Genomic DNA, 15,419 nt, shown 5'->3' with positions numbered 1-15,419 from the left:
CAGATGCACTGGCCGTGCTTCAAGCCAGCGCAACAAAGAGCTGCGCGCAGACAGGTGTCGCCTAACCGATTGTTTTTGTTGAAGCAGGTGTCATCCAGAAGGTCCGCCAGCCGCACCGCGCGGCTGGTCAAGGCAACCAGCCTTCACTTCGCCACGCAGCACGACCGGCGAACCTTCTTAATGCCATGACGGTTGCGCCACTTGATCAGCGTTGCCCTAAATCACCCATGGCGCAAGCCTCACCGCCGGGATCACCCAGACCAATTCGGCGCCTTGCCGGCTGGCAACCACCCGACTGCCGGATACTTGTTCCCAAAATTCTTTGACTTGTGCGACAAGCTAGGCTCCCATAGGATTTCGGAGATAACGACTCAGGCAAGACAGCAATGAATGAATGGGCAATCCTTGACCTCGTCGTGTACTTCGCTGGGTCCGTGATTGCGCTTGTCCAAAGTATTGTATTTGCACATTATTTTCGCCTGTTCAGACGTGACCACCTGCTCCTCTGGTCCTATAGCTTTCTCGCCCTGGCGATCTATCTCACGGCTGCTGGAACTGCCTGGCTGCTGGTCTCGCACCTTGCCGCTGCACATCCTCTGCGGCTCGGCCTGACCTGTTTGTCCCTGATCGCCGCCTATTCGCAAGTAGCGGCACTGATCATGGGAACGCTCGCCATCTGGCGCACGCAACAGTGGACGCGCAAGCAGATTCTGCGCGCGCTCGCCGTTGCCAGCGTTCTCGGCCTGGTCAGTGCCCTGGCATTCGCTTTCGATCCATCCATGGCTCACGAAAGGCTGTTCATGCGCGTCGGCCTGCGCTACCTGATTGCCGGGCTGGCCGCGCTGGTGATGGGTATCGCGATTGCCTCACGCTGGCCCCGAGGACGCCTCGGCCAACAACTCACGGCGATCGCCTTGAGTCTCTACGGTATTGATCAGCTACAGGTATTTGCCTCCTATCTGCGACAGGCATCCGGTTATGAACCCTGGCCGTGGTCTCTTCAGATCGGGATCCTCAGCCTGGTCACGCCACTCTTCATTGGCTACGGCCTGGTCATCTGGCTGCTTGAGAACGAGCGCGACCGCGCCGAGCTGGCAACGGATGCCGCCGAACGATTGCGCCTGTTCGATCAATTGACCGGTTTGCCGAATCGTTCGCAGATGCTGGGCCATATCGAGCGCCAGATGCAGCACGATCAGGGGGCTGCCTTGTTGCTGATCCGGCTCGACAACCTGGGCAATATTGCCGTTGCGGCGGGTATCAACGGGGTTGATGTCGCTCTGGCAATCAGCGCGGAACGCATCGAAAACGTTGCCCGGGCCAACGGCATGGTTGCGGCGCGTCCGGGAGCGGATCATATCGCCGTACACGGTAGCGGTTTCGGCACCGGCAACGGGGTGCAGCGGATTGCCGAAGAGATCCTGACCGCACTGGCCCTGCCGATGTTTTCCAACGGCCACGAGCTGGCTCTGGAAGCCAGCCTCGGCATTGCCCTCGCCCCGCGAGATGCGAGCAGCGCAGAAGCGCTGCAGTCGCACGCGGAAATGGCACGCGCCAGAGCGCAAAGCGAAGGTGCGATGCGCTACCGATTCTATGCGCCGGATATTGAGGCTGAGGCGCAGGCACGGTTGCAGCTGCAGTCCGAGCTGCGCACGGCATTTCTCAACGAGGAGTTTGTGCTTGAGTTCCAGCCGATTCTCGATGGCTGGAGTCTGGAAATCTGCGGCTTCGAGGCACTGGTGCGCTGGCAGCACCCGCAACGGGGCCGATTGTTGCCGGATACATTTATCGCAGAACTGGAGCCGCTGGGCCTGGTCGAGACTCTGGATGCCTGGGTCCTCGAACAAGCCTGCAGCGCCGCAGTGACATGGCAAAGACCGGACCGCGAAGCACTGACGATTGCTGTCAATGTGTCAGCTTATTCCTTTCAGCGACGACGGTTTCCTGACCACATCAAGCGCCTGCTCGAGCGGACAGGCCTTGAACCGGCCTGCCTTGAAATCGAGATCATCGAATCCATCGCCCTGCAACATCCTGAACATGCAGCCAATAGTATTGAGCGCCTGCGCGAGATTGGCGTTCGGGTTATGCTCGATGATTTCGGCACCGGCTTCTCATCGCTCAAGAACCTGCGTCAGCTTCCCTTCGATGGGCTCAAGATCGACCACAGTTTCGTCGTCGACGTGCTCATCGATTCGCGTGATGCGGCGATCGTGCGCGCAATGCTCGCACTGGCCCACAGTCTCGGACTTGAGGTGGTTGCCGAGGGCATTGAGACGCCTGCTCAACTTGCCTGGTTCCAATCCGCCGGCTGTGACCGCCTGCAAGGTTTCCACTTCCATCGCTCGATGACGCAAGAGGCCGTACTCAACCTGCTTGGGATCACCGAGAAGAGTCCGACACAACGATCGATCCCGGTTACCTGACTGACGAGTCAGCACGACCTCGAATGGCCGATCATCGGCAGACGGACAAGTGTCCGTATAATGTGCGCTGGTCTTCCAGGTGCAGCTCATGTCCAACACGATGAAGGCGCTGGTCAAGCGCGAAGCCGAAAAGGGAATCTGGATGGAGCAGGTTCCGTTGCCCGAAATCGGGCCGAACGATGTCCTCGTCAAGCTGGAAAAGACGGCCATCTGCGGCACCGACCTGCACATCTATCTGTGGGATGACTGGTCGCAGCGAACGATCAAACCCGGTCTCGTCATCGGTCATGAATTCGTCGGCCGCATCGTCGAGGTGGGCGCAGCCGTGCGCGGCTACGAAATCGGCCAGCGTGTGTCCGCCGAAGGTCACATCGTCTGCGGTGTTTGCCGCAACTGTCGCGCCGGTCGCCAACACCTTTGTCCGCATACGATCGGCATTGGCGTCAATCGCAATGGTGCGTTCGCCGAATTCATTTCCGTGCCGGCCTCGAATTTATGGCCGATCCCGGATCAGATTCCATCCGAACTGGCAGCGTTTTTCGATCCTTATGGCAATGCCGCACACGTTGCCCTCGAGTTCGACCTGATCGGCGAAGACGTGCTGATCACCGGAGCCGGCCCGATCGGCATCATTGCCGCCGGCATCGCCAAGCATGTCGGCGCGCGCAATGTCGTGGTCACTGATGTCAACGACTACCGCCTCAAGCTCGCTGCCGACATGGGCGCGACGCGCGTGGTCAACGTGTCCAAGCAATCCCTGCTCGATGTGGTCAAGGATCTGCACATTGAAGGCTTTGATGTCGGCATGGAAATGAGCGGCAATCCGCGCGCCTTCAACGACATGCTCGAATGCATGTATCACGGCGGCAAGATTGCCCTGCTCGGCATCCTGCCTCGCGGTGCCGGCATCGACTGGGACAAGATCATCTTCAAGGGTTTGACCGTGCAGGGCATCTACGGCCGACGCATGTACGAGACCTGGTACAAGATGACACAAATGGTACTGACGGGATTCCCGCTGCAAAAGGTGTTGACCCACCAGATTCATATTGATGAATTCCAGAGGGGATTTGATCTGATGGAGGCCGGTCAATGCGGCAAGGTTGTCTGCTCCTGGAACTGAGCGGGCGGACATTGAGCAACGGATGAAAGCGGAACAGAGCATCTCCGACACGCTCGACTCGGCGTTGACAGCGCTGCCACCCGGCCCGATCGCCGTCGCCTTCAGCGGCGGGCTTGATTCGGCCACCCTGTTGCATGCGTTGTCGCGCTTGCCTGCCGCTCGCGAACGCGGTCTGCGCGCGATACAGATCGACCATGGATTGCACGCACAGAGCGGTACCTGGACTGCGCACTGCGAACAGATCTGCCTGGCCTGCGAAGTTCCATTGCTCAGCCTGCGAGTGAGCGTTGAACGCAGCAGCGGGCTCGGTCTTGAGGCCGCCGCGAGGCAAGCCCGCTTCGACGCCTTCAAGAGCACGCTCGCGGAAGGTGAATTTCTTGCCCTCGCCCAGCACCGCGATGACCAGGTTGAAACGGTCTTGCTCAAGCTGCTGCGCGGTGCCGGACCCGAAGGCCTCGGTGGCATGCGCAATCTGCGTCGCCTCGGCACGGCTTGGGCCTGGCGGCCCCTGCTGGATACACCGCGCGCGGCACTGCGTCGCTACGCCGAACACGCCGAGCTCGAATGGGTTGAGGATCCAAGCAATATCGATACCCGTTTCGAGCGCAACTTCCTGCGTCACGAGGTCTTGCCACAGCTCCGAGATCGCTGGTCCAGGGCTGATCAAAGTATCTGCCAGAGCGCCGAATGGATTCGTGCCGCGGCAGACTTCATTGACGAGCAGGCACAACGGGCATTGGCCCGCCTGCAAGGGCTCGATCCGGCAACCCTGAATTATCGCGACTGGCTGGGCCTTTCCGATGCACTGCGGGATCCGGTTTTGCGTCGCTGGCTACGCTACCTGCATTTGCCGGAACCAAACCAGCATCAGCTTGGCGAGCTGGAACGCCAACTGGCCGACGCCGGCGAGGACAAACTGCCGTGTGTGCGCTGGCCCGGAGCCGAAGTGCGACGCTACCGTGATCTGATTTACGCAATGAAAACCCAGGTTTTGCCTGATCCTGACTGGCAATGCGCATGGGATGGACAACCGCTGTCCTTGCCGGCTGATCTCGGCAGCCTGTATCTGCAACCGGCAACCCGGTCGAATCAGGACCCGGCCATTGCGGAACCGTTGAAAGTCCGCTTCCGCCGGGGTGGCGAACGTTTGCGCCTCGATGCTGGCGGCTACCATCGAGAGCTTCGCCATCTGCTCCAGGAAGCTGGCGTTCCGCCGTGGCAGCGCGGCTGCATTCCGATCGTTCTGAATCGCAAGGACGAGTTGCTCGCGGTAGGTGATCTCTTTCTCAGCGACGTTGGACGTCAGCAATTTGCGCGTCTTGATCGAACCCTTTGCTGGATTCGTGATCCTGGTTAGCCTTATTGGCAAAACTGGGCAATAAACTTTCTGGTGCAGCAGAAACGAACTCGCCATCCCAGCGCTTCGACAAGCGCAAGCCAAGCCGGGATGCGCTGAGACAAATTCTTACCTCCTCGATTCATGTTGATCTTTACGCCGCTTCGCGGCGCATTCTTTTGAATCACTGAATTGTGGCCCCGACCGAAACTTCGTAACCAAACGATCACGATTTCAGCCATCGCAATGACGGAAATGGTCGACAATCCCGAACCACCCCACTACCCTTTCGAACATGCCAAAGACATCTCCGAAAAAGCCTGAAGCAAACCCCAACCAGGTTGCCGAATTCGAACAGTCGCTTGACGAGCTCGAACAACTTGTCACGCGCATGGAAGAGAGTGAAATGGGTCTGGACGATTCACTGCAATCCTTCGAACGTGGCGTAGCCTTGTATCGCAGTTGCCAGGGCGCTCTCGAACAGGCGGAGCTCCGGGTCAAGCAATTGATCGATCCGAGCCGGCCTGAATCTGCGGAACCGTTCGAACCCGATACCCCTTGAAGTCAATCGCGGCGTCCGCGAAGGAATTCACCATCAACGCACAACCTTCAGCGATCGAACTGTCGCCGAACTTGCGCGCGTTTGCCGTGCATGCCGACATTGCGCTCGGCGCCAGTCTTCCGGCCGTGCAGCAAGCACCTGCCGAACTCCACCGTGCGATGCACTATGCCGTCATGGGTAGTGGCAAGCGCTTGCGTCCGATTCTCGTCTATGCGACCGGCAATTCATTTGGCGCCCCATTGCCACGATTGGATGCTGCCGCCGTTGCGGTTGAGATCATCCACGCTTATTCGCTCGTGCATGATGATCTGCCGGCCATGGACGACGATGCGATACGCCGTGGACGCCCGACTTGCCACGTCGAATTCGGTGAGGCAATGGCGATACTCGCCGGCGATGCCTTGCAAGCTCTGGCATTCGAGGTACTCGCCCATGATGAGACCCCCGGTATTGATTCGAAAACCCGCCTGGAAATGCTCCGCGTGCTGGCCAATGCCTGTGGTTCACAGGGCATGGCTGGCGGTCAGGCTTTCGATCTGTCAGCGGTCGGGCAACAGCTGACCGCGGCCGAGCTGGAGCGCATGCATGTACACAAGACAGGCGCGCTGATTCGCGCCTCGGTTCGATTGGGTGCGCTGGCTGCCGGATGCACCGATCCGGCTGCTCTCGATGCCCTGGAGCGCTACGGACATTGCATCGGACTGGCCTTCCAGATTCGCGACGACATCCTCGACATCGAAGGCCACGCCGATCAGATCGGCAAGACGGTCGGCAAGGATGCCGCGCAATCCAAACCCACGTATCCCGCCATTCTCGGTCTGCAGGCCTCGAAAGCCATGCTCGACGAGTTGACCGAAGAAGCGCTCAAGGCTATTGCCCCGCTCGGCGAATCGGCCGCCGATCTGCACGATCTCGCACGATTCATCGCCGAGCGGGAAAGCTGATCCCGTTACTGGACCAGGCGCAAGGTAAACGGATAGCGGTAGCGGATGCCATTGTTTGCATTGACCGCGGCGATGATCGTGAAGATCAGCCAGTAGAAGAACAATGCGCAGCCCAACGGCACGGTAAGCAACAAACCGATACCCACGGTGATGATGGAAAACAGCACCAGGCCTGCGGCAGCGATCAACACGGTGATATTGAAATTCAGGGCTTCCTTGGCCTGATCCGCCGCAAACGGCAGTGTGTCGCGCTTGACCAGCCAGATGATCAATGGACCGAGGACGCAGCCAATTCCGGTGACGATAAAGGCGCTCAGGGCCGACAAGTGACCCAGCAGCGCCCAGGTGCGCTCATCACCCACCGGGGCGATCTCCTGCTCGGTTGAGCTCTGGTTTCCGTCAGGTGTGTCTTGCGGCTTAACTTCTTCGTTCATTGCACTCTCCTGCAGTGATGACTGTATTACAACAGTATGGCACCTGAACACCTTTTTCAAGAGGCAGCCGTCATGCTCCAGCGACGGTGAGGCGATCCAGCAGGATCGAGCCGGTCAATACGTGCGAGCGCTGATCGACATCGCTACCCACCGCAACAATATTCGCGAACATGTCACGCAGGTTCGATGCGATGGTGATTTCTTCGACCGGATAGGCGATTTCGCCATTTTCAACCCAGAAGCCCGATGCGCCGCGCGAATAGTCGCCGGTGAGCAGGGAAACGCCCTGACCCATCAATTCGGTGACAACGAGTCCCATGCCCATGCGTTTGAGCAAGGCCGCGAAATCATCCTCGCCCGTGCTGACGATGAGATTGTGCACGCCGCCAGCGTTGCCAGTGCTGCGCAAACCCAGCTTGCGTGCGGAGTAGCTACCCAGCACGTAACGTGCGAGGTGACCGTCACTGACCAGATCGGAATCGCGTGTGGCAACGCCTTCGGCATCGAAATTGGCCGATGCCTGGCCTCGTCGAATGCGTGGGCGCTCGACAATCTGCAAGAACTCCGGAAACACCGGCTTGCCAATGTGATCGACCAGAAAGCTGGCCTTGCGATAGAGCGCACCGCCGCTGACTGCGGAAATGAAATGACCAATCAGGCTGCGAGCGACGGACGGCGCGAACAGCACCGGGCATTGGCGGGTGCCGAGTTTGCGCGCGCCGAGGCGGGCGACCGTACGTTCAGCAGCCTTCTGGCCAATCGATGCCACATCTGGAAAATCTTCCGCGCTGCGCACCGATTCATACCAGTAATCGCGCTGCATGCCGGCTTCGTCTTCGGCCAGAAGCGCCACCGAGATCATGTGTCGGGTGTCACGCTCGCGAGAGAAGAATCCGTGCGAGGTCGCACCCACGGCCAATGAAGAGCCCACCTGCACCGTCGCGCCTTCCGAGTTGCTGACACGCGGGTCGAAGTCGCGTCCGGCTTGTTCACATCGCAAGGCGAGTTCGGTCGCCTCCTCGGTGGTGATATCCCAGGGGTGCCAGAGATCGAGATCGGCGAAATCGTGGGCGAGCAAATCCTTGTCGGCAAGGCCGTTGCACGGATCTTCTTCGGTGTGCCTGGCAATCGCGCAGGCGTGCTCAATGGTTTTGTCGATTGAATCCGGATTCAGATCCGCGGTACTGGCCGAGCCCTTGCGCTTGCCGAAGTACACGGTCAGCGAAAGTCCGCGATCACGGTTGTGCTCGATCGATTCAATCTCACCGAGCCGCACGCTGACACTCAAACCAACATCGACGCCAATGCCGACATCGACTTCACTCGCTCCCCTGGCCCGACAGCGCTTGAGCACGTCTTCGGTCAAGGCTGACAGCCGGTCAAGTTCGACTTTGCTGTCATCATGATTGGTGATTGCCTGATTCACGCCTTATCCTCTCGTTCCATTGACGCCGCCCGGAATTCCCCGAAGCGGTCACTTGACTGCAGAAACCCGATGTCCCCTGACCAAACCGACGACGAATTCGACGGCCCCAGCCGCAGCCAGTTGCGCCGTGATGCCAGCGCCATTTTCAAGCTGGCGGAATCGCTGGCCAAACTCACCGAGGCCCAACTGTCACGAATTCCGCTCGAACCTGACCTGCTGGTTGAAATTCGGCGCACTCGCGGCATTCACCAACCGATCGCGCGCAAACGCGAGACCCAATACGTGGCCAAGCTTCTGCGCCGACTTGAGGTTGAGGAGATTGATGCCGTGCGTCGCGTTCTCGACAGCGATCGGCAACAGTTTCACCGTGAAAACGCTGCCCTGCATCAGCTTGAAGACCTGCGTGATCGCCTGATTGCCGAGGGCGACAGCGCGCTCGATGACGTGATTGCCGAGTATCCGAACGCTGATCGCAGCCACCTTCGCGACCTGATCCGACAAGCCAACACGGAAGCGAAGAAGCAGAAGCCGCCAAAAGCCTCACGCGAGTTGTTTCGCCGCTTGCGCGAGCTTCACGCCGAAACGCCGGGCTCGGGATAACCATCAAGCCGCGGTTCCACCGACGGTCAGGGTGTCGATCTTCAAGGTTGGCTGACCCACGCCAACCGGCACACTCTGACCATCCTTGCCGCAAACGCCGACGCCCTCATCGAGCTTGAGATCGTTGCCGATCATCGACACGTGCTTGAGCACCTCGGGGCCTGCACCGATCAGGGTCGCGCCCTTGACCGGGCGAGTGATCTTGCCGTCTTCGATCAGATACGCCTCGCTGGCCGAGAACACGAACTTGCCGTTGGTGATGTCAACCTGGCCGCCGCCGAAATTGACCGCATAAAGCCCGTGTTTGACCGAGCGCAGGATTTCTTCGGGGTCCTTGTCACCGGCCTGCATGTAGGTGTTGGTCATGCGCGGCATCGGCAGATGGGCGAAGGATTCGCGACGGCCGTTGCCGGTCGGTTTGGCACCCATCAGGCGCGCATTGAACTTGTCTTGGATCAGGCCGCGCATGATGCCGTCTTCGACCAGAACCGTGCAGTTGGTCGGCGTTCCTTCGTCATCGACGCTGAGCGAACCGCGACGTCCAGCCAGGGTGCCGTCATCGACGATGGTTACGCCAGGTGCCGCGACGCGCTGGCCCATGCTGTTGGAAAATGCCGAGGTGCCCTTGCGATTGAAATCACCCTCGAAACCGTGGCCAATCGCCTCATGCAGAAGTACACCGGGCCAACCTGGCCCGAGCACGACAGTCATGTTGCCGGCCGGAGCATCAACCGCATCCAGATTGATCAGGGCAGTCCGCACGGCCTCACGAGCAATACGACGGGCGCGATCGTTCTCCAGCAACTCGACCAGATCGAAGCGACCGCCACCACCGCTGCCGCCGGATTCACGTCGTCCGTTCTGTTCAACGATGACCTGTACGTTGAAACGCACCAGCGGGCGCACATCGGCGGCAAGCGTGCCATCGGAGGCGGCGATCAGCACCGTATCAACCGTGGCCGAAACACTGACGACGACTTCGCGCACACGCGCATCCAGTGATCGCGCATAGGCATCAATCTCACGCAGCAAACGTACCTTTGCCTCGCTGGTCATCGTATCAATCGGGTCGATCGCCGGATACAGCGCCCGTGGCGATACAACGGCGAGAGGTCGGCCCTGGCCATTGGTTCCTTCGCGGGCGATGGCGCGCGCCGAGCCGGCGGCTTCAAGCAATGCCGGCATGACGATGTCATCGGAATAGGCGAAGCCGGTTTTCTCGCCCGATTGAGCGCGCACGCCCACGCCCTGCTCGATCGAGTGGCTGCCATCCTTGACCAGGCCGTCCTCAAGCACCCACGACTCGCTGCGTGAGTGCTGGAAATACAGATCAGCAGAATCCACCGCCGGCGTCATCAAGCGAACAAAAACACGCTCAAGGTCGCTGGCAGCGATTCCGCCGGGACGCAGCAATCGCTGCTCGGCCAGTGCAATCATTTCGGTCATGTTGGAATTCTTGGCGGTTGGAGTGCGAAAAGGGAACTGGGGGCCGACACGGGTTTAAACAAGCTGAATGTTCGCAAACCACTGATCGAGAATGACATTTCAGAAAGAGCGTGTTAGGCGACAGGTCAGTGTGGCGGTTTCATCCTGTCGATCCCGCCACATTGGAGACGCGATCATGACACGAGGAGACAAATCCGCTTATACCGACAAGCAGAAGCGCAAGGCCGAACATATCGAGCAAGGCTATCGCGACAAGGGAGTCTCGAAAAAGGAGGCCGAGAAGCGCGCCTGGGCGACGGTCAACAAGGAAGATGGCGGTGGCAACCAATCAGGCTCGGGCAGGAAAAATCATCCGGACAAGTCCTGAGCCTCTTTGAGCCGGATTGAAATCGAGGCGCGCGGTGAGGCGCGCAAGCCGCTACAATACGCGCCCTTCCTTCCACGTCGACCTGCCGATCACGGCCGTCGATGCATCGAGAAAACCCATGTCCGACCCGGCGAACGACGTCACGCCTGCCGTTACCACTTTCAAGGATCTCGCCCTGCGCGAGCCCCTGCAACGCGTCCTTGCCGATGTTGGCTATGAGTCGCCATCACCGATCCAGGCGGCGACGATTCCGCATCTTCTGGCCGGCAAGGATGTGCTCGGCCAGGCGCAGACGGGGACCGGCAAGACGGCCGCATTCGCGCTGCCGATCCTCAATCGACTTGATTTGAGCAAGCACAAGCCGCAAGCGTTGATTCTCGCACCCACTCGCGAACTCGCGATACAGGTCGCCGAAGCGTTTCAGACCTATGCCGCACATATTCCGGGTTTTCGTGTTCTGCCCATCTACGGTGGCCAGGCCTATGGCCCACAGCTCGGCGGGCTTCGCCGCGGCGTGCATGTCGTTGTCGGTACGCCGGGCCGGGTCATCGATCACCTCGAGCGCGGCTCGCTCGACCTTTCCGAGCTAAGCTGCCTGGTTCTCGACGAAGCCGATGAGATGCTGCGCATGGGCTTTATCGACGATGTCGAGACCGTGCTCAAGAAGACGCCACCGACGCGTCAGATCGCGTTGTTCTCGGCAACCATGCCGACCCAGATTCGACGCATCGCGCAAAACCATCTGCGCGAGCCGGTCGAAATCACGATCAAGTCGAAAACGACCACGGCGGCAAAAACCCGTCAACGCTACTGGCTGGTCAGCGGCATGCACAAGCTGGATGCGCTGACCCGCATTCTCGAAGCCGAGCCGTTCGATGCGATGATCATCTTCACGCGCACCAAGATCGCCACCGAAGAGCTCGCCGGACGTCTGCAGGCGCGCGGCCTCGCCGCCGCGGCGATCAATGGTGATCTGGCCCAGGCCCAGCGTGAGCGTGCGATCCAGCAGCTGAAAGACGGCAAGCTCGATATTCTGGTCGCCACCGACGTCGCCGCACGCGGCCTCGATGTCGAGCGCATCAGCCACGTGCTCAACTACGACATTCCCTACGACACCGAATCCTACGTCCATCGCATTGGCCGCACCGGTCGTGCCGGCCGCGAGGGTGACGCGATCCTGTTCGTCACCCCACGTGAGCGCAACATGCTGCGCCAGATCGAGCGAGCGACACGCCAGCCGATCGAGATCATGGACCTGCCGACCGTGCAGACGGTCAACGATTTGCGCATCACGCGCTTCAAGGACCGCATCACGACGGCTCTCGCCGCCAGTGATCTCGGCATGTTCCGCAGTCTGATCGAGCAATACGAGAACGACCACGATGTTCCTGCCATCGAGATTGCCGCCGCGCTGGCACGTCTGGCCCAGGGTGACAAGCCGCTGTTGCTTGATGCCAAGGCCAAACCGGAACGCCGCGAATTTGATCCGACGGCAACCCGCGAGCGCAAGGATTTTGCCAGTCGTGGTGAGCGCGGTCGCAGCGAGCGCCCCGAACGCAGTGAACGCCCGCGTGCCGATCGTCCTGCGCATCCACGTGCACCGCGAACGGAAGCCTTCAGCAACCCCGCGGAAGACGGACGCAAGCGCGCTGTCGAGCCGCGCGAACCGCGCAGCTTTGCCCAATCCGAGCATCGCCCTCCAGAATCCGGCATGGAAACCTTCCGCGTTGAAGTCGGCCATATGCACGGAGTCAAACCCGGCAATATCGTCGGCGCCATCGCCAACGAAGCCGAACTCGACAGCAAGCATATCGGCCGCATCACGATTCGCGAGGATCACAGTCTCGTCGACCTTCCCGAGGGCATGCCACCGGAAATCCTGCAGGTGTTGAAAAAATCCTGGGTTGCCGGTCAGCGCTTGCGCATCAGCCGCGGTACCGCCGGAGAGCCGCGTTCAGGAAATGATGACGCGCGCGAACATGGCAATCGACCGCCGCGTCCGGCCAAGTCGTCCTACCCCGGAAAGTCAGGTCCGAACAAGGGACGTCCGCGCAAGTACTGAGTTTTTCGGGCTGCCGTCTGATGGCGAAGTGATCCATCACCAGCAGCCATGCCTGTACCATCTGCAAGCTCATGAATCCCGAGCTCAGAGCTGATGCCGCTGTTCCCAATCTTCGCGAACCTTGAAAGTCGTGATGTCCTTGTCGCAGGAGGTGGCGAGGTTGCCCAGCGCAAAATCGAAGCCCTGTTCAAGGCCGGTGCGCGTATCCGGATCTACGCAAACGATCTCAACGCCACCCTCGCGGAATGGCAGGATGAAGGCCGCCTGGAACGCCTGCAAGGCCGATTCGATGCGAATTGGCTTGATCGGGTCTGGTTGGTGGTGGCAGCGACCGATGATCGCGCCTTCAATCGGGAGCTCGCCAAAGAGGCGCATCGGCGCCAGCGCCTGATCAACGTTGTCGACGATGCCGAACTGTCCACGTTTCATGTTCCGGCAATTGTTGATCGGGATCCATTGCAGATTGCCATTTCCTCCGGCGGCTCGGCACCCATGCTGGCGCGTCGTTTGCGCGAACGCCTGGAAACCGATCTCGACGAATCACTCGGCATGCTGGCTTCCATGTTCGCTTCGAATCGTGAGGCGATTCGAATCCAGTTTCCGGATCTGGCGCAGCGGCGGCGCTGGTTCGATCATGTTCTCGATGGCCCGCTCCCACTACTGCTGCAAGACGGCCAGATCGACAAGGCAGCGCAACTGTTTTCCGATTTGCTGGCGCGAGGCTTGGCCGAGATCAATATCGCGGGCCAGGTCGTGGTCGTCGACGTCAGCCATGCCGATCCCGGTTTGCTGACCCTGAAAGCGCAGCGCGCGATGAATATCACCGACCTGCTGGTTTTCGATGCAGGCATCAATCAACAGGTGCTCGATCGGGCCCGACGTGATGCCAGTCAAGTCGAAGCGCCGAATGATGATTTGAAGCTGACCAGCATGCTGATCGCTTCAGCAAAAAAGGGACACCATGTCGTCTACCTGACCGCAGAATCAAACGCAGCGCGACTTGCCGAGCTGCGTCTCGCCCTGGATCAGCAAGCGATTGGCTACCAGTTGGTGCCGCCGGCGATCAATCCCTGATCACGCGATAGCACGGAACATACGTTGACCCACCGGGCAACTTCATGCGCTGCTGAGCGACGAAGCTGGCCAGCAGATCATCGAGGGCCTGCATGATCTGATCGTCGCCGCGGATCAGAAACGGGCCGTGCTGCTCGATCGCGCGCATGCCTTCAATCTTGACGTTGCCGGCAACAATGCCCGAGAACGCACGCCTGAGATCAGCGGCAAATTCGTGCTGGGGCTGATCGCGATGCAGATTGAGCGCCGCCATCGCCTCATGCGTTGGCTTGAACGGATGTTGCAGGGCTTCATCGATATTGATCGCCCAATTGAAGAAGAATGCATCGCGGTTGTCGAGACGAAATTGACGCACGCGCTCGATACCCTTGACGACCTCCCGGGCGACACGAGTCGGATCATCGACAATGATCTGATAGTGGCGCGCGACATCATCGCCCAGTGCCAGACGTAGAAAACGATCGATCTGCTCGAAATACGCGGCCGACTCACTTGGGCCGGTAAAGATCAATGGATACGGAATATTCGCATTCTCGGGATGCAACAGGATTCCAAGCAGGTAGAGAATCTCTTCGGCCGTACCGACACCGCCAGGGAATACGATAATCGCGTGACCCGTGCGCACGAATGCTTCGAGACGTTTCTCGATATCCGGCATGATGATCAGATTGTTGACGATCGGATTCGGCGACTCGGCGGCGATGATGCCAGGCTCGGTGATGCCGATATATTGATTTTTCTTGCGTCGCTGCTTGGCGTGGGCAATTGTCGCGCCCTTCATCGGCCCCTTCATTGCGCCCGGACCGCAGCCGGTGCAGATATCCAGATATCGCAGCCCGAGTTGGTAGCCGACATACTTGGTGTAGTCGTATTCGTAGCGCGAGATCGAATGCCCGCCCCAGCAGACAACGAGGCTCGGATCGACTCCCGGTCGCAGAACGCGCGCATTGCGCAAGATGTCGAAAACCGCGTGAGTGATGCCTTCCGATGTCGTCAGCTCAAATGCACCACCTTCGACCTGGGTAGCGACATAAACAATGTCGCGGACCACGGCAAACAGCAACTCGTTGATACCCCGGATCATCTTGCCGTCGACGAAAGCGTGCGCTGGGGCATGGGTCAATTCGAGACCAACACCTCGATCCTGTTGCAATACCTCGATCTCAAAATCGGCATACAGCTCTGTCGCTGCGCGCGGATCATCGGTAACCAGACCCTGGGTCAACACGGCGAGCGCACAGCTGCGCAGCAATTTATGCAGACCGCCGGAGCTGGCATCACGCAATCGCGCGACCTCCTGCCGGGACAAGATATCGAGACCATTGGCGGGCGCAATGCGTGCGCTGACGGTGGCAAGCGGGGACAGGGATGGATCTGGCTGGGTCATCGGGGTCTCTTCTGTTTCAACACATTTCCGAATGGAACGATACCGAATTGTCATTTTCGACACGGCGGTCAGCTAGGGCAACGCTGATCATGTGGCCCAACCGTCATGGCATTCAGAAGGTTCGCCGGTCGTGCTGCGTGGCGAAGTGAAGGCTGGTTGCCTTGACCAGCCGCGCGGTGCGGCTGGCGGACCTTCTGGATGCCACCTGTTTCAACAAAAACAATCGGTTAGG

14 protein-coding genes are annotated in these 15,419 nt (G+C 59.7%); 10 read left to right on the top strand and 4 right to left on the bottom strand.

What is annotated here, in order from left to right:
- From VFN25_RS10430 to ispA, 6 genes are all read left to right on the top strand, one after another.
- The coding region (locus VFN25_RS10430; protein ID WP_325141588.1) for a hypothetical protein at nucleotides 1-189 on the top strand (189 nt) is incomplete at its 5' end.
- Between the two features lie 197 nt (nucleotides 190-386).
- The gene (locus tag VFN25_RS10425) at nucleotides 387-2,426 is read left to right on the top strand and encodes a GGDEF domain-containing phosphodiesterase (RefSeq protein ID WP_325141586.1); all 2,040 of its coding nucleotides are present in this window, start codon (nucleotides 387-389) and stop codon (nucleotides 2,424-2,426) included.
- Between the two features lie 88 nt (nucleotides 2,427-2,514).
- Entirely contained in the window at nucleotides 2,515-3,549 is a 1,035-nt protein-coding gene (tdh, locus tag VFN25_RS10420; protein WP_325141584.1) for an L-threonine 3-dehydrogenase, read from the top strand.
- A gap of 22 nt (nucleotides 3,550-3,571) precedes the next feature.
- Nucleotides 3,572-4,906, top strand: coding sequence for a tRNA lysidine(34) synthetase TilS (gene tilS, locus VFN25_RS10415; RefSeq protein WP_325141582.1), 1,335 nt, complete (start codon nucleotides 3,572-3,574; stop codon nucleotides 4,904-4,906).
- Nucleotides 4,907-5,180: 274 nt separating this feature from the next.
- Nucleotides 5,181-5,447 carry an exodeoxyribonuclease VII small subunit gene (locus VFN25_RS10410; protein ID WP_325141580.1) on the top strand — a complete coding sequence of 89 codons (267 nt, stop codon included), beginning with the start codon at nucleotides 5,181-5,183 and terminating at the stop codon, nucleotides 5,445-5,447.
- A gap of 59 nt (nucleotides 5,448-5,506) precedes the next feature.
- On the top strand, nucleotides 5,507-6,391 hold the full coding sequence (gene ispA, locus VFN25_RS10405) for a (2E,6E)-farnesyl diphosphate synthase (protein ID WP_325141590.1): 885 nt from the start codon (nucleotides 5,507-5,509) through the stop codon (nucleotides 6,389-6,391).
- Nucleotides 6,392-6,396: 5 nt separating this feature from the next.
- Here ispA and VFN25_RS10400 read toward each other — a convergent pair whose 3' ends face one another.
- Nucleotides 6,397-6,825, bottom strand: a complete 429-nt coding sequence (locus VFN25_RS10400; RefSeq protein ID WP_325141578.1) for a DUF4870 domain-containing protein — start codon at nucleotides 6,823-6,825, stop codon at nucleotides 6,397-6,399.
- 70 nt (nucleotides 6,826-6,895) lie between these two features.
- Entirely contained in the window at nucleotides 6,896-8,251 is a 1,356-nt protein-coding gene (pmbA, locus tag VFN25_RS10395; RefSeq protein ID WP_325141576.1) for a metalloprotease PmbA, read from the bottom strand.
- Nucleotides 8,252-8,320: 69 nt separating this feature from the next.
- Between pmbA and yjgA the strand changes: the two genes are divergently transcribed.
- Nucleotides 8,321-8,851, top strand: a complete 531-nt coding sequence (yjgA, locus tag VFN25_RS10390; protein WP_325141574.1) for a ribosome biogenesis factor YjgA — start codon at nucleotides 8,321-8,323, stop codon at nucleotides 8,849-8,851.
- Nucleotides 8,852-8,854: 3 nt separating this feature from the next.
- On the opposite strand, the gene tldD is transcribed toward yjgA, so the two are convergent.
- On the bottom strand, nucleotides 8,855-10,297 hold the full coding sequence (gene tldD, locus VFN25_RS10385) for a metalloprotease TldD (protein WP_325141571.1): 1,443 nt from the start codon (nucleotides 10,295-10,297) through the stop codon (nucleotides 8,855-8,857).
- A gap of 175 nt (nucleotides 10,298-10,472) precedes the next feature.
- Between tldD and VFN25_RS10380 the strand changes: the two genes are divergently transcribed.
- The 3 genes from VFN25_RS10380 (at nucleotide 10,473) to VFN25_RS10370 (ending at nucleotide 13,800) form a co-directional block, all read left to right on the top strand.
- Nucleotides 10,473-10,664 carry a hypothetical protein gene (locus tag VFN25_RS10380; protein ID WP_325141592.1) on the top strand — a complete coding sequence of 64 codons (192 nt, stop codon included), beginning with the start codon at nucleotides 10,473-10,475 and terminating at the stop codon, nucleotides 10,662-10,664.
- Nucleotides 10,665-10,782: 118 nt separating this feature from the next.
- Nucleotides 10,783-12,726: a DEAD/DEAH box helicase gene (locus tag VFN25_RS10375; protein WP_325141569.1), complete on the top strand. Its 1,944-nt coding sequence runs from the start codon at nucleotides 10,783-10,785 to the stop codon at nucleotides 12,724-12,726.
- A 93-nt stretch (nucleotides 12,727-12,819) separates the two neighbouring features.
- Nucleotides 12,820-13,800: an NAD(P)-dependent oxidoreductase gene (locus VFN25_RS10370; protein ID WP_325141567.1), complete on the top strand. Its 981-nt coding sequence runs from the start codon at nucleotides 12,820-12,822 to the stop codon at nucleotides 13,798-13,800.
- Here the strand turns inward: VFN25_RS10370 and ppnN are convergent.
- Entirely contained in the window at nucleotides 13,790-15,187 is a 1,398-nt protein-coding gene (gene ppnN / locus VFN25_RS10365) for a nucleotide 5'-monophosphate nucleosidase PpnN (protein ID WP_325141564.1), read from the bottom strand. The genes VFN25_RS10370 and ppnN overlap by 11 nt on opposite strands.
- Nucleotides 15,188-15,419: the final 232 nt, after the last annotated feature.

Origin of the sequence: Dokdonella sp., from assembly GCF_035703485.1 — a bacterium.
In the GTDB taxonomy this organism is placed as follows: Bacteria; Pseudomonadota; Gammaproteobacteria; order Xanthomonadales; family Rhodanobacteraceae; genus Dokdonella.
The sequence above is the reverse complement of the archived record's forward strand: the minus strand, read 5'-3'. Positions and strand labels throughout refer to the sequence as shown.